This window comes from Rhodoferax mekongensis (assembly GCF_032191775.1).
Taxonomy (GTDB): Bacteria; Pseudomonadota; Gammaproteobacteria; order Burkholderiales; family Burkholderiaceae_C; genus Allorhodoferax; species Allorhodoferax mekongensis.
The window spans coordinates 3,508,302-3,529,729 of record NZ_CP132507.1; the positions used below are offsets into that span (position 1 = coordinate 3,508,302).

Here is a 21,428-nt window from a genome sequence, read left to right on the forward strand (position 1 = left end):
CGAGCCCATGCCCTCATTTGATACCGTATGCGAAGCCGACCTGGTCAAGGTCAAGAACGGCGTAGAAAACTCTGCCAAAGAAATCAGCACCCGCTTTGACTTCAAGGGCACCTCTGCCAGCATTGAAATCAAGGACAAGGAAATCACCATCATTGGTGACGCAGACTTCCAACTGGAACAAATTCTGGACGTGCTGCGCAACAAACTCACCAAGCAAGGCGTGGATGTGCGCTTCCTCGACATCGGCGACATGCAGAAGATGGGTGGCGACAAGGTCAAACGCGTCGTGAAGGTGAAGGACGGCATTCAGGCCGAGCTGGCCAAAAAGATTCAACGCCTCATCAAGGACAGCAAGATCAAGGTGCAAGCCGCGATTCAGGAAGAGAAAGTACGCGTCACAGGCGCCAAGCGGGACGACCTGCAAGCCGCGATCGCGCTGATGAAGAAAGAGATGACCGGTGACAAGGGCGCGCTCAAAGACACGCCCCTGGATTTCAACAACTTCCGCGACTGATGCGCACCGCCGCCCGCTTTCTGTTCGCCCTGCTTCTGGCCCCTGCTGTATGGAGCCAGACGGTAGCCATTAACGGAACGCTGGGCGACAAGGCGCTGCTGATTGTGGATGGCGGCTTCCCCAAAAGCGTGGCCATCGGCGCCACGCACCAGGGCGTGAAGGTGGTTTCCATGCAAGGAGACTCGGTGGTCATCGAAGTTGCCGGCAAACGCATGACGCTGCGGGTGGGCGATGCGCCGGCAAGTGTGGGCAGCACCGCCGGTCAGCAATCAAGCGGCTCACGCGTCGTGTTGACGGCGGGCCCCGGCGGTCACTTCACCAGTGAAGGCCAGATCAATGGCCGCGTGGTCAGATTCATGGTGGACACGGGAGCAACCGCGGTGTCCATGGGCGTGGCGGAAGCAGAGCGCATAGGTTTGAAATACCAGAACGGTGACCGCGTGCAAATGAGTACCGCCAACGGCGTAGTGCAAGGTTGGAAGATGACGCTCGACAACGTGCGTTTGGGTGATGTGCTGGTGGGCGGGGTGGACGCCATCGTCTCGCCGGTATCCATGCCCTATGTACTGCTAGGCAACAGTTTTTTGAGCCGCTTCCAAATGAACCGGACCAATGACCAGATGGTGCTGGAAAAACGCTTTTGACCAACAGCATGGACGTGCAGGACGAAAACGCTTACGAAGACCTCTTGGGCCAATGGTCAGACCTGGAGTCCGGCCTTGGGGTGATTCTGGGCAGCCCGAATACGACCCAGCAATTTGCGCACCGGGTGCTGCAGTACGACCGTTGGATGCAAGGTCTGCTGCAACGGGACCCGGATGTGGGTCTGTATCTTTTATTCCAGCTCGCGAGCAATTCACCGGTGGGCTACAGCGCCTCCCACGCGCTGGTGTGCGCCGTACTGTGCCACTTGGTAGCGAACGAATTGAGGTTACCCCTCAAGCAACGCAACAGCTTGGTGCATGCGGCATTGACCATGAACGTGGCCATGACGGCGCTGCAGGACCAGTTAGCCACGCAAACCGAACGCCCCAACCAGGCGCAGCAGGATGCCATTCGTGCCCACCCCATCAAGGGTGCCATGATGCTGGCCAATTTGGGAGTGGCAGATGATGACTGGCTGGACATCGTCTCCAGCCATCATGACGAGGCGGTAGACCGCAACACGCCGGATAACGACAACGGCGCCTTGCACCTCACGCGCATTTTGAAAGTGGTGGACCGCTACGCGGCCATGATCTCCCCGCGTGCTTCCCGTACTGGCCGTAGCGCCATTGAATCAGCCCGCTCGGTGATGGCACGTGCCACTGCAGGGGTTGACGAAATCGGCCAGGCGCTGGTGCGTGCGGTGGGCTTGTGCCCGCCCGGAACCTATGTACGGCTGGACAATGATGAACTGGCAGTGGTGGTACGGCGCAGCATCAAGGCCAATCAGCCTTTTGTAGTGATCATCGGCAAGGCCAATGGGGAATTCCACAACAGCCCGCGCTTGCATGCCACGGGCGACACTCCCCCGCGCATCCGTTCGGCCCTGCCTTCGGTGGCGGTGCGCACACCGCTGAACCACTTTTATCTGCTTCAGCTGGGTAGCCAAGCCCTGAGCATGGCCTGAACCTGCCTCGCGGCTGCGGCGGCTTACTTGGCCGCTTCTTTCTTCTTGCCCAGTTTGGACTCTGTGCCTTTGACCAGTCGGGAGATGTTTTCCGAGTGGCGCCAAATCAGAAAGATAGACATCACTGCAGTGGAGAGCAATAGGTTGCGGTCCGTTACCCACGCCACACCATCGCCAAAGGCGTAATACGCAGGCGCAAACAGAGCCGCCACCAAAGACGCCAAAGACGAGTAGCGGAAAGCATAGGCCACGATGAGCCAAGTGAGGCCTGTCGCCAGCGCCAGCCAGCCGCTGGTGGCGACCAACACACCCAGTGCAGTCGCCACACCTTTTCCACCCACAAACCTGAAGAACACCGGATACAGGTGGCCGATGAAGGCCGCAAAACCTGCCAGGGCCATGGAGCCCTCGCCTAGGCCATAAGGCTGGCCCCACCACTGGATGGCCGCCACGGGCAACCAGCCTTTGACGGCATCGAGCAGCAAGGTGACCACCGCGGCGGCCTTGGAGCCGGAGCGCAGCACATTGGTGGCACCGGGGTTTTTGCTGCCGTAGGTGCGCGGGTCGTTCAGGCCCATCACACGGCTGACGATGACGGCGAAGGACAAGGAGCCGATCAGGTAAGAGGCTACGGTAGCCAGCAAGGGGTACAGCACAGAATTCAAAACAGGTTCTCCAATCACTCTTCCAGCGCGCACTGTACAGGCTTGGCGCCCAGCAGTTGCACGCAGACTTGGGGGTCAATACCGACCAGATAACCACGCCGCCCACCATTGATGCAGATACGGGGCAGCTCCAGGATGGTGGACTCAATAAACACAGGCATGGTCTTGCGCGTGCCGAATGGGGAGGTTCCGCCCACCAGATAACCGCTGTGACGATTGGCCACCTCCGGAGCACAAGGCTCTACCGACTTGGCGCCAATCTGGCGCGCCAGATTCTTGGTGGACACCTTGCGGTTGCCATGCATCAGCACCACCAGGGGCTTGGCGTCCTGGTCTTGCATGATCAGGGTTTTGACGACGGTAAACGGATCGAAGCCAAGCACCGCCGCGCTGTGCTGAGCGCCGCCATGCTCCAGATATTCGTAGGGGTGCTCGGTGAATGCCACCTTATTCGCTTTGAGCAGCTGGGTGGCAGGGGTTTCAGAGACGTGGTCTTTTTTGGCCATAGGGGCGTATTTTCATACGCCTCGCGCCTCTGATCGCGTTACACCGCCGGATCGCGGATTTCCCAGCGGACTTCGTCGATTTTTTTGAGCAGCTCTTCAGGTAGCACCGTGCCCCAGGCGTCGATGTTCTGATCGAGTTGCTCCAAGGTGCGCACACCGATGATGGTGCTGGCCACCTGCCATTTGGTGTAACAGAAGGCCAGCGCCATCTGGCTGGGCGTGAAGCCGTATTCGCGGGCCAGGGCGTTGTATCTGCGCGCAGCCTTGAGCGCGTCGGGGCGACCCCAGCGCTGCTTGCGGGTGGACTCGAACTTGCGCAAGCGCACCTCGGGCGACACGTTCTCGCCGAGCAGACCTTCCTCGTCGTACTTACCAGTCAAAAGGCCAAACGCCAGCGGCGAGTAGGGCAAGAGCGACACACCCAGTCGGTGCAGGGTTTCGTCCAGGCCGTTTTCCACGGTGCGGGCCAGCAAGCCATAGTTGTTTTGGACGGAGGCAACGCGGGGCAGTCCATGCTGCTCTGCCAGGCGCACAAACTCGTGCACGCCATACGGCGTTTCATTCGACAAGCCAATGGCGCGCACCTTGCCGGCCTTGACCAGCGTGTCCATGGCGCGCAGTTGCTCTTCAATGGCGCTACCACCCACGTTTTCATTGGCGGGATTGAAGTACATGCCACCGAACATGGGCACGTGGCGCACCGGCCAGTGGATCTGATAGAGATCGATCACGTCGATGTTCATGCGCTTCAAGCTGCCATCGCAGGCGGCCACGATGTCTTCTGCAGTCAGGTTGCTGCTGCCGTTGCGCACCCAGTTCATGCCGCGCGAGGGGCCGGCCACTTTGGTGGCAATCACCAGCTTTTCGCGGACGCCGGGGTTGGCTTTGAGCCAATTGCCGATGATTTTTTCGGTCAGGTTGAAGGTCTCCGCTCGCGGGGGCACCGAGTACATCTCGGCCGTGTCAATGAAGTTCACACCGCGCTCCAGCGAGCGGCTCAGGATGGCGTGGGAGGTGGGTTCATCGACCTGCTCTCCGAATGTCATGGTGCCCAGGCAGATGGGAGTTACGCGCAGATCGCTTTGACCAAGGGGTACAAGATTCATGGGAAATGCCGAAGTAAAAAGGGTTGGATAAATGCCAGCGCGCGCAGTATCCCACGCAACGTCATTCGGTGCAGGGATAACCCTTGCGTGCGGGAAGTCGCAACGCGCTAGCATTTGTTCGTCGTGAAAACAATAACCCCTGCAACCCTCCACGTTAGCAAGGTGTAACCGCTATGAACCTCTCGAATCTGAAAATCGGCACCAAACTCATGCTGGGTTTCGCCAGCGTGCTGGCCTTGACCACTCTGCTGGGCGTTATGGCCTTGCTGCAGCTCTCCAACTTGTCGGTCAAAACCGAAAGAATCGCAACCAACAACCTTCCTAGCGTTCAGTTCACCGCCGACCTCAACAACTTGCTTGGCGCCATCCGAAGGGCCGAAGCCATGCACCTGCTGACCTCGGACCCCGCCGTCAAGAAAGTCCAGGAAAAACTGATCGCTGACGCTCGCAAGTCGGTGGATGCCATCGTTGCGAGGGCAGGCTCCGTTTTGGATTCCGAGGTGGAATCCAAGGCGATCGCCAACTTCCAAAAACATTTGCGGAGTGGTCCGCAGCAGACGCCAAGATGTTGGAACTCTCCGGTGTTAACAACGCCACCATGGCCGAAGAAATGTTTCGGGACCAGGTGGGCAAGGCGTTTGACGCTGCCATGAAGGAACTGGACGCAGTGTCGGCCTTCAATGCCAAAGAGGGCGAAGAGGCTTGGAGTGAGACCCAAGCCGTGGTTTCCAGCGGCCGGATCACGGTGATCAGCGCGATGGTGGCCGCCTTGGTGATAGGAGCCTTGTTGGCCATCCTGATCTCTCGAGCCATCACTACGCCGGTGGGAGAAGCGGTCAAGGCGGCTCAGGAAATGTCCACCGGTGACATGACCCGCGCGCTCGTATCTCAAGGCAAGGATGAAATCGCAGTGCTGCTGCAGTCTCTGGAGTCCATGCGGCAGAGCCTGTCCAGGGTGGTGCAAACTGTGCGTCAGGGCTCGGAGAGCGTGGAAACCGCCAGCTCCGAGATCGCCCAGGGCAACCATGACCTGAGCGCCCGCACCGAACAGCAGGCCAGCTCACTGGAAGAAACTGCTGCCTCCATGGAACAACTCAGCGCCCAGGTCAAGCACAATGCAGAGAACGCATTGCAGGCCAACCAACTGGCGGCCAGCGCATCCAATGTGGCAGCGCGGGGTGGCGATGTGGTGGGCCGTGTGGTGGACACCATGAAGGAAATCAACGATTCGTCACGGCGGATCTCGGACATCATTGCCGTGATCGATGGCATCGCCTTCCAAACCAATATTCTGGCGCTCAATGCAGCGGTAGAGGCAGCCCGCGCAGGCGAACAAGGCCGTGGTTTTGCGGTGGTGGCCTCCGAAGTGCGCGCCCTGGCCGGGCGCAGCGCCGAGGCCGCCAAAGAGATCAAGTCCCTGATCAACGCCAGCGTGGAGCGCGTGGAACAGGGCTCTGCGTTGGTGAACGAGGCCGGCAGCACCATGGCTGAGGTGGTGACTTCCATCCGCCGCGTGACGGACATGATGGGTGAGATCAGCTCCGCCAGCAACGAACAGTCGTTGGGCGTGGCGCAAGTGGGCGAGGCAGTGACCCACATGGATCGCGCCACCCAACAGAACGCGGCCCTTGTGGAGCAGATTGCCGCCGCGGCGAGCAGCCTCAAAACGCAATCGGCCGAGTTGGTCAGCACCGTTTCCATTTTCAAGCTCGATGGCGCCCAGAGCGCGCGCAAAGTTCAAGTACGTGCGCCAGCGTCCGCCCAGAAGCCATTTGCAGGCGAAGAGCGGCGTGCTATTCCTGCCAAGCCTGCCAGCAAACCCACACCGGCTGCGGCTCCCAAAGTCGCCCAAGCACTGCCCAAACCTGCAGCTCCAGCCCCTGCCCCCGCCAAGACGTTTACTGCCAAGGCCGGAGGGGATGATGACTGGGAAACCTTTTAAGCAGCTAACCCCCTGGCGCGCGCCTCCTCTTGCAGGCGCAGCACGCGGCGCTGCACTTTGCCGGTGGTGGTCATGGGCAGTGAGTCCACAAACTCGATCTCCTTGGGGTACTCGTAAGGTGCCAACTGGCCTTTGACGTGCGCTTGCAGGTCCAGGGTCAGTTGGGCATGTAATCGGGCCCTGGCGCCCGTATCATCTGCGCAAGCAGCTATGAAATCAGGAGCAATGACCACATAGGCTTTGACCAGCGCACCCCGCTCTGGATCGGGCTTGGGTACCACAGCGGCGTTGATGACAGCAGGGTGTTTGACCAAGCAGTTCTCGATCTCCCCGGGGCCGATGCGGTAGCCCGCTGCCTTGAATACATCATCACTCCGGCCCTGGTACCAGAGGTAGCCATCAGCATCTCGCACCGCGAGATCACCAGTGCGGCACCAGTCGCCGGTGAACTTGGCATCCGTAGCTTTCTGGTTCTTCCAATAGCCCAAAAAGAAGATGGGGTCGGGTTGGCCGTGCACATCAAATCGGTGGAGCGCCACGTCGCCGGGCACGCCTACGGGGCATTCGTTGCCGGCCTCGTCAATCACCGCCACGCGGTGGCCGGGGTAACCCATGCCCATGCTGCCGGGCTTGGACGGGTAATGGAGGTTGCAGTTGCCTACGATGTAGTTCATTTCGGTCTGGCCGAACATTTCGTTGGGGCGCACACCGAGCTGTTGCTCGCAATAGCCGAACACCGCGTCGCCCACGGCCTCGCCCGCGCTCATGATGGCGTCGAGCTGAAGCTTGAATTGCTGGCGGACTGATTGGCTCTTGGTTCCGGGGTAGGCCTTCATCATGGCTTTGAGGGCCGTGGGGAACAGGAAGGTGTGGGTCACACCACAGTCGCGCATCAGTTCCAACGCCGTTTGCGGGCTGAAGCGGCCGTGGTAGGCCACGATGGGGCGGCCGAAGTACAGCGTGGGCAGCAAGGCATCCATCAAACCGCCCGTCCACGCCCAGTCGGCCGGCGACCAGAACACGGCCTTGGAGCTGCGGTTCTTTTTGCCGTCGAAGCCAAACCAGTTTTGGCTGGCCACAAAACCACTCAGGTTGCCGATGAGCGCGCGGTGGGGAATCAGTGCACCCTTGGGGTTGCCGGTGGTGCCACTGGTGTAAATGAGCACTGCGGGTTCCTCGGCCAAGGTGTTTACCAGCGCAAACACGGCGGACTGCGCATGCAAAACAGTCTCAAAGCGGGCATCTTGCGGCCCGGTCAACAAGGCTGCGTCTGCGTCCTGCAGGCCCACACCCAAGACCGCGCGCAACTGCGGGCAAGTCTGGCGCACGCTGGCCAACGCTGGCAGTGAGCCGGCATCGCAAATGGCGACAACCGCTTCACTGTCCTGCAAGCGGAACTCCAGCGCCTCCGGCCCGAACAACATGCTCAGGGGCATGGCCACCGCACCCAGCTGCAGCACCGCCATGTAGGCCACCGCGGTCTCAAACCGCTGGGGCAGCACGATGCCCACGCGGTCCCCGCGTTGCACGCCCAGCTTGGCCAGCGCGTTGGAAAGACGGTTGGCCTGCTCCTGCAGCTGCGAATAAGTATAAAAAGTATCGCTAGCGCCCGAGGAATATGCGCGGATAGCTACTCTTTTTGTAGCATCCTGCAACTCTGCCCAACGCCGGCTGCACACCTGAGCCATGTTGAAGTGCTGCGGCACCTCCCAGCGGAATTGGCTGTGCAAGGCTGCGTAGCCTGCGGGTCGTTGTGCGTTGCGGGGTGTGTCTCTGCCTTGACTGGCGGCCATGCCTTGTCTCCTCTTCTGTCTTTATGATTTGCACAATGTATCAAGCCCGACGCCCGCATCAAAGCGAATTCATTCCCATCCGCAATCTGGACTACCACGTGCAAGTGTGGGGAGAGCCCAGCCCGGGCAAAACGCCCTTGGTGATGGTGCACGGCTGGATGGACGTGGCCGCGAGCTACCAATTTGTGGTGGATGCCTTCAGCGAGGACCACTACATCATTGCCCCCGACTGGCGGGGCTACGGCAAAACCAAAGTGCCGAAAACGGACAATTACTGGGTACCCGACTATCTGGCCGACCTGGACTTTCTGCTCGACCATTACGCCCCGGACCAACCAGTGAACCTGGTGGGCCACAGCATGGGCGGCAATGTTGTCATGCTCTACGGGGGCGTGCGGCCCCAGCGCATACGCCGCTTGGTGAATCTGGAAGGCTTCGGCATGCCGGCCACCATTCCTGCCCAAGCGCCCGGCCGCTTTGCCACCTGGATGGATGAACTCAAAAAGCTGCATGCCGGTGAGATGGAGCTCAAGGCTTATGACAGCGCAGACGGGGTGGCCCGCCGCCTCATGAAAACCAACCCGCGCCTGGGGGCCGACAAAGCCACCTGGCTGGCCCGCCATTGGGCGGCAGAGAACGCCGACGGCAGCTGGTCCATCCAAGGCGATGCGGCCCACAAGGTCACCAGCGCACAGCTGTACCGCGTGGAAGAAGTGCTCGCGATTTACCAGCGCCTGACCATGCCGGTGCTGGCCGTGGAAGCCTCGGACAACAGCCTGGACCTGTGGTGGAAAGGCAAGTTCACCTTGGCCGAATACCACGAGCGTCTGAAGGTGGTTCCGCAGGTGGAAATCGCCCGCATCGACGACGCCGGCCACATGATGCACCACGATCAACCGGAGGTGCTGGCAGCCTTGATCGAACGCTTTATCCGCTGATTTTGTAGGGCTGAATTACTGCAACTAAAATGAGAACGTCTCTCATTTTGATTCGCAACCACTACGCTTCATGCCCATGACAAATCTCTCTGCCCGCCGCCTTGTGCTCGCCGCTGCCGTTCTCGGCGTTTGCTCACCCGCTATCCAGGCGCAAGACAAGGTGCTCAATGTGTATTCCGCCCGCCACTACCCCGGTGACGTGCAGCTCTACTCCGCATTCACCCAGGCTACGGGCATCCAAATCAAGAGGGTGGATGCCGATGATGCGGGCATTCTGCAGCGCCTGAAAGCCGAAGGCACTGCGTCTCCCGCCGACGTCATCCTGCTGGTGGATGCTTCGCGCCTGTGGCGTGCCGAGGTGGACGGCTTGTTTGCCCCCGTGAAATCCAAGGTACTGGATGACGCCATTCCTGCCCAGTTGCGCGGCAAGACCAGTGCTGAAGGCACTTACTGGTATGGGTTCAGCACCCGTGCCCGCGTGATTGTGTACAACAAGGCCCGCGTGTCCAAAGAGAACGTGGACACCTACGAAGAACTGGCAGATCCCAAAAACAAGGGCTTGCTGTGCACCCGCTCCGGCTCGCACCCCTACAACCTGAGCCTGTTCGGTGCCATGAACGAGCACCTGGGCAGCGCAGCCACTGAAACCTGGCTCAAGGGCCTGGTGAGCAACATGGCGCGCAATCCCGTGGGCGGCGATACCGACCAGATCAAGGCGACAGCCTCCGGCGAATGCGGCGTGGCGTTGACCAACACCTACTACCTCGCCCGCCTGATGCGCAGCGACAAGCCCGAAGACCGCGCGGTGATGGACAAGGTCGGCGTGGTGTTCCCCAACCAAAGCAGCTGGGGCACCCATGTGAACATTGCCGGTGGCGCCATGGCGAAGAACACCAAGAACCCGGCCTATGCCCAGCAGTTCCTCGAGTTTCTGGCCAGCCCCCAGGCACAAGAGTACTTCGCCAATGGCAACAACGAGTGGCCAACGGCCAAAGGCATCAAGATCAGCAATCCTGCACTGGAAAGCATGAGCGCCGGTGGCTTCAAGTCAGAGACGATTCCGGTCAGCATCGTCGGCATGAACCAGGTCAAGGTGCAGCAGATGCTGGACCGTGTGAGCTACAAGTAAGTCACTCCGCCTACCCGCCAGCGGCCTGACTGCACATTGCGGTCAGGCCGCTTTTTTGTTGAGGGTACGACTCAAAAAGATCACCGGGATCAAGCCCACCAGCACCAGCACCAGGGCCGGCAATGCCGCTTCTCCCAAGCGCTCGTCCTTGGCCAGTTGAAAGGCGACAACGGCCAGCGTGTCGTGGTCAAAAGGGCGCAGCACCAGGGTGGCCGGCAACTCTTTCATCACATCCACAAACACCAGCAGCCCTGCCACCAGAGTGCTGCGCACCAGCAGAGGCCGGTGCACACGCCACCACAGGCCCCAACCGGTCACGCCCAGCATGCGGGCGCTTTCGTCCAAGGTCGCAGGCACCTGGTTGTAGCCGCTTTGCACGGTATGCAAGGCCACTGCAGTAAAGCGTACCAAGTACGCCCAGATCACGCCGAAGATGGTCGTGCTGACCCAGAAGCCTACCTGCCAATCCGGCCGGGTGGCCTGCAGCCATGCCACGGGAATCAACAGGCCGACCACGATGACAGCACCGGGCACGGCATAGCCCATGCCGGCCAGGCCGACGACAATCCGAGTCAACCGGTCGGGCACACGGCGTGCTGCAAACGCCAGCGCAAGCGCCACCCCACTGGCGAGCAAGGCTGTGATGGCAGCGAGCTTGAAGCTGTTTACGCTCCAACCTACAAAGCTGCTCCAGGGCAAGGGGCTGTCCTCCACGCCCCATGCCTGCCAGAGTGGCCGCGCCATGAAAAAGACCGGCAATACAAAGCCCAGAAACACCGGAACGCCACACACCAGGGTCGCCCCCACTGCCCGCATACCCCGCAAAACAACAGGCTGGGCCACCACCCTGCGTCCCTTGGCGTTGGCAAAACGCAGCTTGCGCCGCGCGTGTAGCTCAAGCCTGAGCAACACCGCCATCACGACCAAAAGAAGCGTGGCCAACTGGGCCGCGGCGATACGGCTATCCAGCACGAGCCAGGCCTTGTAAATGCCAGCGGTCAATGTCTGGATACCGAAATAACTGGAGACACCGTAGTCAGCCAGCGTCTCCATGAGCGCCAATGCCACCCCTGCCATGATGGCGGGCCGCGCCAAGGGAACTGCGATGACCGCCACCCGCCGCGCGAGAGACGCCCCCATCAGGCGGGCCGCATCCATCAAGTGCGCAGCACGCTCCAACAAGGCGACCCGCACCAGCAGATACACATAGGGATAGAGGGTAAAAACGAAAACAAGGGCTGCGCCTCCGAGGCTGCGTACTTCCGGGAACAAGCGCCCTTCCAACCCGAAGGTGTCTCGCATCCAGGTTTGGGCCGGGCCGCTGAACTGCAGAAAGTCCGTGTAGGCATACGCCACCACGTAAGCAGGCATGGCCAGGGGCAACAGCAAGGCCCATTCCCATTGGCGGCGGCCCTGAAAATCGAACAGGCTCACGGCACAGGCGCTGGCCGTTCCCACCACGCCCACGCCCAGCGCCACCACCCCGCAAAGCACCAGAGTGGTCCAGCCGTACCCGGGGAGCACCGAAGCAGCCATTTCGCGCAGGAGCGCCATCGCCACGGCATCCCACTGCAGCACGGCAACGATCAATGCCACGATCGGAAGCGACACGAACGCCCCCACCCACAGCAAGGCTAGCCTGCCGGAAACGAGACGTACAAACGGGGAAAACATTGGGATGGAAGGGGCTGACACGAGCGTGCTGCAAAACAAGGGAACAGCCCGGTGAACCCCACGGCTGCGAGTGAGAATTGTAGGTACCTACAATTTTGCCCATGTACCTCGAACTCCAAAACCTTAGTGTGCGCTACCGCCCTTCCCAGCCCCTTGCCGTGGAGAGGGTGAGTTTTGGCTTGCGGGCGGGAGAAATCGGTGTGCTGATCGGCCCCTCCGGCTGTGGCAAGACCACATTGCTGCGAGCGATTGCCGGTTTGGAAGCAAGCCACGACGGACGCATTTCGCTGGATGGGGCCACCGTCAGTGGTGATGGACACACGCTGCCACCAGAGCAGCGGCGCATGGGCATGGTGTTCCAGGACTACGCACTGTTCCCCCACATGGATGTCAGCAAAAACGTTGCCTTTGGCATTCATAGCCTGCCTGCGGCCCAGCGCAAGGCACGGGTGCAGGAGGTCCTGAATCTGGTGGGACTGGAGGAACATGCCTCGCGTTATCCCCATGAGCTGTCGGGCGGCCAGCAGCAGCGGGTCGCGCTGGCACGGGCGCTGGCCCCACAACCCCGCTTGCTCTTGCTGGACGAGCCCTTTTCCAACCTCGATGTGGATTTGCGTGAGCGTCTGGCCCAGGAGTTGCGCAGCATTCTCAAGGCGGCCGGTGCCACAGCGCTGTTTGTCACCCACGATCAGATGGAGGCTTTCGCCATCGGCGACCTGATCGGGGTGATGCACCAAGGGCGCCTGCACCAATGGGCCGATGCTTACACGCTCTACCACCGGCCGGCCACGCGTTTTGTGGCCGACTTCATCGGCCATGGTGTGTTTACCTCCGCCCGGGTCGAGCTGCACGAGGAACACGGCATCACCCACAAACACGTGGTCACGCCCTTGGGCGAACTGCACGGAATCCACCAGCACGAGCAGGACCGGCTGAGCCTTGGCCCTTGCGACATCCTGCTGCGGGCGGATGACATCGTCCACGACGATACGGCGGAGGTGCAGGCCCGGATCGTCAGCAAGGCCTTTCGCGGCAACGAGTTTCTGTACACCCTGGAACTGCGCACCGGCGAGCTGGTCATGGCCCATGTGCCCAGCCACCACGACCACCGCATCGGCGAGTGGATTGGCATCCGGCCGGAGGTGGACCACGTGGTCACGTTTGCCAGCGAAAGCCCACCGGGGTGATGGCAACTAAAATAGCGGGTTAACCACATACACAGCAAGCAGGACCCGCACCATGGAAGCAGAACGCATCAACCTCATCGGCACCACCCTGGCAGACCTGACCAGCAGGACCCAGGAACTCAGGGGGTATCTTTGACTACGATGCCAAAGCCGAGCGCCTGCGCACCGTCAACGCATCGCTAGAAGATCCTTCAGTCTGGAACGACCCCAAGAAAGCCCAGGAGCTGGGCAAAGAAAAGAAGATGCTCGATGGCGTGGTCGTCACCCTGAACGACCTGACCAGCAACCTCTCTGACAACACCGAGTTGTTCGAGATGAGCAAGGAAGAAGGCGACGTTGACAGCCTGCTCACCATCGAGCTTGAGACCGCCAAGCTCACCGAAATCGTTGAAGGCCTGGAGTTCCGACGCATGTTCAACAACCCGGCCGACCCCCTGCCCTGCTTCCTGGATATCCAGGCCGGCGCTGGCGGCACCGAGGCCTGCGATTGGGCCAGCATGTTGCTGCGCCAATACCTGAAGTACGCCGAGCGCAAGGGCTTTACCGCCAATGTGGAAGACCTGACCGACGGCGATACCGCCGGCATCAAGAGCGCCACCATCAAGATCGACGGCGAGTACGCCTTCGGCCACCTGCGCACCGAAACCGGCGTACACCGCCTGGTGCGCAAGAGCCCGTTCGATTCCTCCGGTGGTCGCCACACCTCGTTTGCTTCGGTGTTTGTGTATCCGGAAATTGATGACTCGATCGAGATCGACATCAACCCCGCCGACGTGCGTACCGACACTTTCCGCGCATCCGGCGCCGGTGGTCAGCACATCAACAAGACCGACTCTGCGGTGCGCTTGACGCACATCCCTACCGGCATCGTGGTGCAATGCCAGGACGGACGCAGCCAACACAGCAACCGGGACGTAGCCTGGAAGCGCCTGCGCAGCCGCTTGTACGACTTCGAGTTGCGCAAGCGCCAGGAAGAACAGCAAAAGCTGGAAGACACCAAGACCGATGTAGGCTGGGGCCACCAGATCCGCTCGTATGTGCTGGACAACAGCCGCATCAAGGACCTGCGCACCAACGTCGAAGTGTCTGCCACCCAGAAGGTGCTGGACGGTGACTTGGATGTGTTCATCCAGGCATCCCTCAAGCAGGGTATCTGAGCATGTTGGACGCTTTGATTTTCGACATGGATGGCACCATGATCGACTCCATGCCCTCGCACAAACACAGCTGGGTGGAGTTCGCGCGCCGTAAGCAGTTGCAGGTAGACATTGATGACCTGATGCGCCGCACGACCGGCCGCACCGGCATTGAGTGCATGCGCGACTTGTTTGACCACCCGGAGATGGACGAGGCCACCGCCATGGCCCATGTGCATGAGAAGGAGGCGGTGTACCGCGAAATCTTCTCGCCCATCTTTGCGGAAGTGGCGGGGTTCAAAGCGTTTTTCAACCTAGCACATGGCCGCGGCCTCAAGCTGGGCGTGGGTACGGCGGGCGACCGCCACAACCAGGCCTTTGCCTACCAGCACCTGCAAATGCCGATTGCGCCGCTTACCACTGTGGGTGGCGACGAAGGTCTGCCGGGCAAACCGGAGCCCGCCATCTTTCTGGAAGCTGCGCGCCGCATGGGCGTGGAGCCTGCGCGCTGCATCGTGTTTGAAGACGCGCCACTGGGCATCGAAGCGGCCCGACGCGCAGGCATGCGCGCCGTAGGCATTGCCAGCAGCCACCACCCGGATGAACTGACGGGCCCGCACGTGCTGGCCATCGTTCCTGATTACAACGCCTTGATCGCATCCCGTTTTTTGGAGACCCACCATGTTGCATCTTCGTGAGGCCTCGGGCCCTGCCGCCGTGATTCACCGCGGCGACTATTCCGCCCCCGCATTCTGGATCGACACCGTCGATCTCAGCTTTGACCTGGACCCCTCCAAAACCCGCGTGCTCAACAAGATGACCTTGCGCCGCAACCCCGACGTGCAGGCCCAGCCGCTGCGCCTGGACGGCGAGGAGCTGAACCTGGCACGCGTGTTGGTCAACGGCCAGGGCACCAGCTTCAAGATGGATGGCAACCAGCTGGTGCTGGAAAACCTGCCTGAAGGCAACGAGCCTTTTGCGCTAGAGATTTTCACGACCTGCGTGCCGGTGAAGAACACCAAGCTCATGGGCTTGTATGTGAGCAACGACTCCTTCTTCACCCAGTGTGAGGCTGAAGGATTCCGCCGCATCACCTACTTCCTGGACCGCCCGGATGTGATGGCCATGTACACGGTCACCCTGCGTGCCGACAAGGCCAAATACCCGGTGCTGCTGTCCAACGGCAACCTGGTGGACAGTGGCGACCTGGAAGATGGCCCCAATGGTGCACGTCATTTTGCCAAGTGGGTAGATCCGCACAAAAAGCCCAGCTACCTGTTTGCCCTGGTGGCCGGCCAACTGGTGGCGCGCGAGCAGCGCATCACCAGCCGCGCAGGTAAAGACCATTTGCTGCAAGTGTTTGTGCGCCCCGGCGATCTGGACAAGACCGAACACGCCATGAACAGCCTGATGGCCAGCGTGGCTTGGGACGAAGCCCGCTTCGGCCTGCCGCTGGACCTGGAGCGCTTCATGATCGTGGCGACTTCCGACTTCAACATGGGCGCCATGGAGAACAAGGGCCTGAACATCTTCAACACCAAATACGTGTTGGCGAACCAGGCCACCGCCACCGATGTGGACTACGCCAACATCGAAAGCGTGGTCGGGCATGAGTACTTCCACAACTGGACTGGCAACCGCATCACCTGCCGCGACTGGTTCCAGCTGAGCCTGAAGGAAGGCCTGACCGTGTTCCGCGACCAGGAATTCAGCCAGGACCTGTGCGCCGAGCCCAGCGCCCGTGCGGTAAAACGCATTGAGGACGTGCGCGTGCTGCGCACCGCCCAGTTCCCCGAAGATGCGGGCCCCATGGCCCACCCGGTGCGGCCTGACAGCTACATCGAGATCAACAACTTCTACACCGTCACCATCTACGAAAAGGGTGCCGAGGTCGTGCGCATGATGCAAACGCTCACCAGCCGCAAAGGCTTTGAGCGCGGCATGAAGCTGTACTTCGAGCGCTTTGACGGACAGGCCGTGACCTGCGACGACTTCGCACAATCCATTGCCGATGCCAACCCCGGCTCGCCACTGGCGAACCTGTTGCCCCAGTTCAAGCGCTGGTACAGCCAGGCCGGCACGCCCCGCGTGGCAGCCCGCGCCGAGTACGACGCTGCGGCCCAGACCTACACCCTGCACTTCAACCAGAGCTGCCCAGCCACGCCGGGCCAGCCAGTCAAAGAGCCTTTGGTCATTCCCGTGAGCCTGGGTCTGGTGGGTGCTGCCAGCGGCGCCGCCCTGCCTTTGACACTGGACGGCCAGGCCGTGGGCGACAGCCACCTGTTTGTGCTGACTGAAACCAGCCAGAGCATCACCTTCCAGAACGTGGTGGAAGAGCCCGTGCCCTCCATCCTGCGCGGTTTCTCCGCACCGGTGGTGCTGGACTTTGACTACACCGACGCCCAGTTGCTGGCACTGCTGGCCAATGACCCTGACCCGTTCAACCGATGGGAAGCCGGTCAACGCCTGGCCCTGCGCAGTGCTATTAATTCCATAGCTGCTCCCGCAGATTCCACGGGCGCCAAGCCGCTGAATGATGCTTACGTTGACGCCATGCGCGCTGTGCTGCGTCACCCCACGCTGGATGCTGCGTTCAAGGAACTGGTGCTGACACTGCCGTCCGAGACGTACATCGCCGAGCAGCTGGACATGGTGGACCCGCAGCGCATTCACGCGGTGCGCGAAACCATGCGCATGCAACTGGCCACGGCCCTGCACGCTGATTGGGAATGGGCCTTTACTGTGCACGAGAACAACGGTGGCTACCGCCCCGACCCGGTCTCCAGCGGCCGCCGTGCACTGGCAGGCATGGCGCTCAACTTCCTGTGCCTGGCGGCCACGCACAGCGGCGACGAGATCTGGCCCGGCAAGACGCTGCAGCGCTTCAAGGACGCCGGCAACATGACCGACCGCTTCAACGCCCTGCAGGCACTGGTGAACTGTGGCCATGCACTGGCTGCCAACGCACTCGCACGATTCCACGCCTTGTTCAAGGACGAGGCGCTGGTGCTGGACAAGTGGTTTGCCCTGCAGGCTGGCACCAGCGACCGCGGTGGCCAAGTGCTGCCCGCCGTGCGCCAGCTCCTGGCCCATCCGGACTTCAACCTCAAGAACCCCAACCGCGCCCGCAGCGTGATCTTCAGCTTCTGCAATGCCAACCCCGGTGGATTCCACCGTGCGGATGCGGCCGGTTATGTGTTCTGGGCGGACCGGGTGATCGAGCTGGATGCCATCAACCCGCAGGTGGCTGCCCGGCTGGCGCGCGCGCTGGACCGCTGGAAGAAGCTGGCCGAGCCCTACCGCAGCGCTGCGCGTGAAGCGCTGGCTCGCGTGGCTGCCAAGTCCGACTTGAGCAACGACGTGCGCGAAGTCGTGGACCGCGCGCTGGCCGACTGATTTACACAACTTAGGGACTCTTCATGACACAACGCATTTCGCTCACGCGCTATCTCATCGAGAAGCAGCGTGGCAGCCAGGGCGCAAGCGGCCAGGGCACCATTCCGCCCCAGCTGCGCCTTTTGCTGGAGGTGGTGGCGCGCGCCTGCAAAAGTATCAGCCTGGCTGTGACCAAAGGCGCCCTGGGCGGCGTGCTGGGTGCGGCAGAGAGCGAAAACGTGCAAGGCGAAATCCAGAAGAAGCTGGACATCATCGCCAACGAAGTGCTGATCGAGGCCAACGAGTGGGGCGGACACCTGGCCGCCATGGCCAGCGAGGAGATGGAGGGCATTTACACCGTGCCCAACCGTTACCCGCAAGGCGAATACCTGCTGATGTTCGATCCGCTGGACGGATCGAGCAATATCGATGTGAACGTCAGCATCGGCACCATTTTCAGCGTGCTGCTCAAGGACCCGGAAGGCCCTACCGTGAGCGAACAGGACTTTTTGCAAGCCGGTTCCCGCCAGGTTGCTGCGGGCTACTGCATTTACGGGCCGCAAACGACCTTGGTGTTGACCGTGGGCGATGGCGTCGCCATGTTCACCCTGGACCGCGAGCAAGGCTCTTTTGTGCTGACCCAGGAAAACGTGCGCGTGCCGGAAGACACCCAGGAATTCGCCGTCAACATGAGCAATATGCGCCACTGGGCTCCCCCGGTGAAGCGCTATATCGACGAGTGCCTGGAAGGCAAGGAAGGCCCGCGCGGCAAAGACTTCAACATGCGCTGGATCGCCAGCATGGTGGCTGATGTGCACCGCATCCTGACCCGTGGCGGCATCTTCATGTACCCCTGGGACAAGCGCGAACCCGGCAAACCCGGCAAGCTGCGTCTGATGTACGAAGCCAACCCCATGGGCTGGCTGATCGAACAGGCTGGCGGTGTTGCGTCTACCGGCACCGAGCGCATTCTGGACATCCAGCCCACCCAATTGCACCAGCGCGTGAGTGTGGTGTTAGGTTCGAAAAACGAAGTGGAACGCGTTGTCCGCTACCACGCCGAACACACGGCTTGATCACCCCCGCCCGATATAATGTCGGGCTCGGTTTGCCGGTGTAGCTCAGTCGGTAGAGCAGCTCATTCGTAATGAGAAGGTCGGGTGTTCGATTCATCTCTCCGGCACCACCTCCATAAAGCCTCTTGTCGCAAGACCAGGGGCTTTTTCTTTGCTTGCAGAACTTATGTTCTACGAACCTCGCACAAACGAAACATCGATACTGCAAAAACCCGAAATATCGGGACAAAGATAACTCCCATGCCCTAGCAGCAACCAGAAAATTGCGTTTTCCTGGATTTTCAGAAAGCGTTCTTACTCCATGTGTCAGCTGCTCAGCATGAATTGCAACTCCACCGCCTCCATCCAGTTTTCTTTCACGGGTTTTTCCGAGCGCGGCGGGCACACCTCAGACCATGTGGATGGCTGGGGCATTGCGTTTTACGAGCCCACGGGAAGCCGGCTGTTTATCGACGACAAGCCGGCTTATGAATCCCCCTTGGCGAGGTTCGTGAAGGGCTATGAGATCAAAAGCAAAACCGTGGTGGCCCACATCCGCAAGGCAACCCAGGGCGAAGTGGGCCTGGCCAATTGCCACCCTTTCCAGCGCGAGTGGCTGGGGCAGACCTGGTTTTTTGCCAACAACGGCGATCTGCGCAACTACTACCCCGAGCTGAGCGGCCCCTATTTCCCTATCGGCAGCACCGACAGCGAGCGTGCCTTCTGCTACCTGATGCAGGTACTGTCACGGGCGTTCAAGGATTGCGTGCGCCCTCCGGCTTGGACGGAGGTTGCCGAAGTGTTGTTTGAGGCCATAGCGCCCATCACGCGGCATGGCAACTTCAATTTCACCCTGACCAACGGCGACGCCCTTTTTGTGCATTGCTCCAGCTCGCTGTACGAGGTGAACCGGCAACATCCTTTCCCCAAAGCACGGCTGGTGGACGTGGATGTGGAGATGGACCTCAGCGCCGTGAATGGCACGAACGACCGCATGGTGGTGGTCGCCACGGAGCCGCTCACCGTCGATGAGCCTTGGACAGCACTCCAAACCGGCGAGCTCCGGGTCTACGTGGGCGGCGAGCTGGCCCACGCACGCGTGAACCCCGCGGTGGAGCGCTTTCTGGTGCCCACGGTGTCTATGCGGACACAAGCAAAACCCTGACCGCTGCGGGCTATTTGTGGTGCTGAGGGCCTTGCCCCCTGAAGACCCGGCTGGCCTGCGTATCGACAATTTCCGGATTGGCGCAGTCTCGGGCTATCCCAACCGCTTGCGTTACGAACTGGGCTTGAGCAACAAAGGCCGCAAGCTCGTGGGCAAACTGCAATTCATGGTGTTGGGCGAACAAAACGGCGAGCTGCGCGAAATGCCGCTGGACCAACCTGCCGCCTTGGCAGACGCCAAGCCCAAAGTGGAAGTGTCACGCCTGCTGAACACCCGCGGTTATCTGGACCTGCCCGAAGGCTATGTGGTTCACAAGGTGGTCGTGCAAGTCGTGGAAGGCAGCAGCCCACGCGTGGCCCAAAGCGCCCCGATGTCGCAGACTTGAGTCAGAACGTTTGCTATATTTTTGCTAGCTGCTCGCGCATATTACGCGGGCGCTAGAACAGGTTTTTCTGCTCAACCCCGTGCTGCAGGAATGTCAGTCGCACCACGGTGGGCATGCCATCAAAGCGGGTGACTTGCAGCAATGCACCATTGCGCCGTGCTGCCAGTTGGCCGATCGCGAGACCCAGACCCATGCCCTGCTGCTCATGCACTTCACGGTCCGCCTGTGAGAGTGCGCCGATCTGCGCCATGAACTTCTCGGGCATGGCCACACCAAGGTTGGCGATTTCCAATTGGTAAGCCTCGTGGCCCAAGGGCTTGCCCGTGATGCCGACCGGCCGGCCCGGCTTGGAAAAACGCAGGGCATTCACCAGCAGCTCGGTCAGGATTTTGTGGAAGTCCGGCGCCCAGCATTGCACATGCCCGGGCTCCAGGCGGGTTTGCACCGCATGCCCCGCAAATACGCCAGACGCCGTTTCCGCCGGCACCTTCAGTACGGCTTGCACTTCGCTCGCAAAGGCCTGACTGGCCAACACTTCCTGCACCGCATAGGCGATATCAAGCCGGTGTGAGGGGCTGCCGGCATCGGCATGGCTCTGGGCGGCGCTGAGTTCGGCCCAGTCCATCATGCGGCTGATGATGCGCGCCAGTGCCTTGGCGCTTCTGTGCACGTCTTCCAGCATGCCCTGCACGCGCTCGGGCGAGTAGCGGTCACGCCGGGTCAACAACAGTTCGGTAGAGCCCAAAATACTGACCATGGGCGTGCGCAGTTCATGGGGAATGGTCGCCAGTACCGCAGAGCGCAGCTGCTCCTGGGCCCGGTCTGCATCTGCCTTATAGCGGTTCGCTTTCTCTAGCAAGGAAGCAACTGCGGAGAGCAACTCTGCCTGCGTCCAAGGCTTGGTGAGGTAGTCGTCTGCGCCCGCAGCCATGGCGCGGCGCACACTGACGCGGTCGTTGTCGGAGGTGAGCATCAGTACCGGCGTGGTCCCTAGCGATTCGCTGCTCCGGGCTTCCCGTACCAGATCCCAACCGTCCAGCACCGGCATGTGGATGTCACACAAAATCACGTCCGGCTGTTCACGCAAAGCCGTATCCAGGCCCTCGCGGCCGTCGCCCGCCTCCAGCACGATAAATCCCTCGCGACGCAGCACACTGGCGGTCAGCTGGCGTACAGAGACGCTGTCATCCACCACCAGAATCGTGGGCACACGCGCACCCGCCAAAACCGCGCTCACAACGACCCC

Annotated in this window: 18 protein-coding genes, 1 tRNA gene and 1 pseudogene; 14 read left to right on the forward strand and 6 right to left on the reverse strand. The window is 61.1% G+C overall.

Annotation, left to right across the window (positions count from 1 at the left end):
• The first annotated feature begins 7 nt into the window (after positions 1–7).
• The 3 genes from RAN89_RS16750 to RAN89_RS16760 are packed head-to-tail and all read left to right on the forward strand — an operon-like array spanning position 8 to position 2,126.
• Complete coding sequence (locus RAN89_RS16750) at positions 8–514, forward strand: YajQ family cyclic di-GMP-binding protein (protein ID WP_313867358.1); 507 nt, start codon at positions 8–10, stop codon at positions 512–514.
• The gene (locus tag RAN89_RS16755) at positions 514–1,158 is read left to right on the forward strand and encodes a retropepsin-like aspartic protease family protein (protein WP_313867359.1); all 645 of its coding nucleotides are present in this window, start codon (positions 514–516) and stop codon (positions 1,156–1,158) included. The genes RAN89_RS16750 and RAN89_RS16755 overlap by 1 nt, the downstream gene beginning before the upstream one ends.
• Entirely contained in the window at positions 1,155–2,126 is a 972-nt protein-coding gene (locus RAN89_RS16760) for an HD-GYP domain-containing protein (RefSeq protein ID WP_313867360.1), read from the forward strand. The genes RAN89_RS16755 and RAN89_RS16760 overlap by 4 nt, the downstream gene beginning before the upstream one ends.
• A gap of 23 nt (positions 2,127–2,149) precedes the next feature.
• On the opposite strand, the gene plsY is transcribed toward RAN89_RS16760, so the two are convergent.
• From plsY to RAN89_RS16775, 3 genes are read right to left on the reverse strand one after another with little or no spacing between them, the layout of a single operon-like run.
• Positions 2,150–2,791: a glycerol-3-phosphate 1-O-acyltransferase PlsY gene (gene plsY / locus RAN89_RS16765; protein ID WP_313867361.1), complete on the reverse strand. Its 642-nt coding sequence runs from the start codon at positions 2,789–2,791 to the stop codon at positions 2,150–2,152.
• A 14-nt stretch (positions 2,792–2,805) separates the two neighbouring features.
• Entirely contained in the window at positions 2,806–3,297 is a 492-nt protein-coding gene (locus RAN89_RS16770) for an aminoacyl-tRNA deacylase (protein ID WP_313867362.1), read from the reverse strand.
• Between the two features lie 38 nt (positions 3,298–3,335).
• Complete coding sequence (locus RAN89_RS16775) at positions 3,336–4,403, reverse strand: aldo/keto reductase (protein ID WP_313867363.1); 1,068 nt, start codon at positions 4,401–4,403, stop codon at positions 3,336–3,338.
• A 173-nt stretch (positions 4,404–4,576) separates the two neighbouring features.
• Between RAN89_RS16775 and RAN89_RS16780 the strand changes: the two are divergent.
• A pseudogene (locus RAN89_RS16780) lies at positions 4,577–6,345 on the forward strand (methyl-accepting chemotaxis protein).
• Here RAN89_RS16780 and RAN89_RS16785 read toward each other — a convergent pair.
• On the reverse strand, positions 6,342–8,138 hold the full coding sequence (locus tag RAN89_RS16785) for an acetate--CoA ligase (protein WP_313867364.1): 1,797 nt from the start codon (positions 8,136–8,138) through the stop codon (positions 6,342–6,344). The pseudogene RAN89_RS16780 and the gene RAN89_RS16785 overlap by 4 nt on opposite strands.
• A gap of 35 nt (positions 8,139–8,173) precedes the next feature.
• Here RAN89_RS16785 and RAN89_RS16790 point away from each other — a divergent pair, with 35 nt between their 5' ends.
• Positions 8,174–9,076, forward strand: a complete 903-nt coding sequence (locus RAN89_RS16790) for an alpha/beta fold hydrolase (RefSeq protein ID WP_313867365.1) — start codon at positions 8,174–8,176, stop codon at positions 9,074–9,076.
• A gap of 76 nt (positions 9,077–9,152) precedes the next feature.
• The gene (locus RAN89_RS16795; RefSeq protein WP_428984464.1) at positions 9,153–10,205 is read left to right on the forward strand and encodes an extracellular solute-binding protein; all 1,053 of its coding nucleotides are present in this window, start codon (positions 9,153–9,155) and stop codon (positions 10,203–10,205) included.
• Between the two features lie 42 nt (positions 10,206–10,247).
• On the opposite strand, the gene RAN89_RS16800 is transcribed toward RAN89_RS16795, so the two are convergent.
• On the reverse strand, positions 10,248–11,879 hold the full coding sequence (locus RAN89_RS16800; protein ID WP_313867367.1) for an ABC transporter permease: 1,632 nt from the start codon (positions 11,877–11,879) through the stop codon (positions 10,248–10,250).
• A gap of 101 nt (positions 11,880–11,980) precedes the next feature.
• Between RAN89_RS16800 and RAN89_RS16805 the strand changes: the two genes are divergently transcribed.
• From RAN89_RS16805 to RAN89_RS16840, 8 genes are all read left to right on the forward strand, one after another.
• Positions 11,981–13,066, forward strand: a complete 1,086-nt coding sequence (locus tag RAN89_RS16805) for an ABC transporter ATP-binding protein (RefSeq protein ID WP_313867368.1) — start codon at positions 11,981–11,983, stop codon at positions 13,064–13,066.
• A gap of 52 nt (positions 13,067–13,118) precedes the next feature.
• A protein-coding gene (gene prfB, locus RAN89_RS16810) for a peptide chain release factor 2 (RefSeq protein WP_313867369.1) occupies positions 13,119–14,223 on the forward strand; the annotation gives its coding sequence in 2 pieces (ribosomal slippage) (positions 13,119–13,199 and positions 13,201–14,223; 1,104 coding nt in all).
• 2 nt (positions 14,224–14,225) lie between these two features.
• Positions 14,226–14,900: an HAD family hydrolase gene (locus tag RAN89_RS16815; RefSeq protein WP_313867370.1), complete on the forward strand. Its 675-nt coding sequence runs from the start codon at positions 14,226–14,228 to the stop codon at positions 14,898–14,900.
• Entirely contained in the window at positions 14,884–17,598 is a 2,715-nt protein-coding gene (gene pepN / locus RAN89_RS16820) for an aminopeptidase N (protein WP_313867371.1), read from the forward strand. The genes RAN89_RS16815 and pepN overlap by 17 nt, the downstream gene beginning before the upstream one ends.
• 23 nt (positions 17,599–17,621) lie before the next feature.
• Positions 17,622–18,653 (forward strand): class 1 fructose-bisphosphatase, encoded by a 1,032-nt coding sequence (locus tag RAN89_RS16825; RefSeq protein WP_313867372.1) that lies wholly within the window; start codon positions 17,622–17,624, stop codon positions 18,651–18,653.
• A gap of 34 nt (positions 18,654–18,687) precedes the next feature.
• Positions 18,688–18,763, forward strand: a tRNA-Thr gene (locus tag RAN89_RS16830).
• Positions 18,764–18,954: 191 nt separating this feature from the next.
• Positions 18,955–19,797 carry a class II glutamine amidotransferase gene (locus RAN89_RS16835; protein WP_313867373.1) on the forward strand — a complete coding sequence of 281 codons (843 nt, stop codon included), beginning with the start codon at positions 18,955–18,957 and terminating at the stop codon, positions 19,795–19,797.
• A gap of 31 nt (positions 19,798–19,828) precedes the next feature.
• The gene (locus RAN89_RS16840) at positions 19,829–20,182 is read left to right on the forward strand and encodes a hypothetical protein (protein ID WP_313867374.1); all 354 of its coding nucleotides are present in this window, start codon (positions 19,829–19,831) and stop codon (positions 20,180–20,182) included.
• 52 nt (positions 20,183–20,234) lie between these two features.
• Here the strand turns inward: RAN89_RS16840 and RAN89_RS16845 are convergent, their stop codons facing one another.
• Positions 20,235–21,419 carry a hybrid sensor histidine kinase/response regulator gene (locus RAN89_RS16845; RefSeq protein ID WP_313867375.1) on the reverse strand — a complete coding sequence of 395 codons (1,185 nt, stop codon included), beginning with the start codon at positions 21,417–21,419 and terminating at the stop codon, positions 20,235–20,237.
• Positions 21,420–21,428 lie beyond the last annotated feature (9 nt).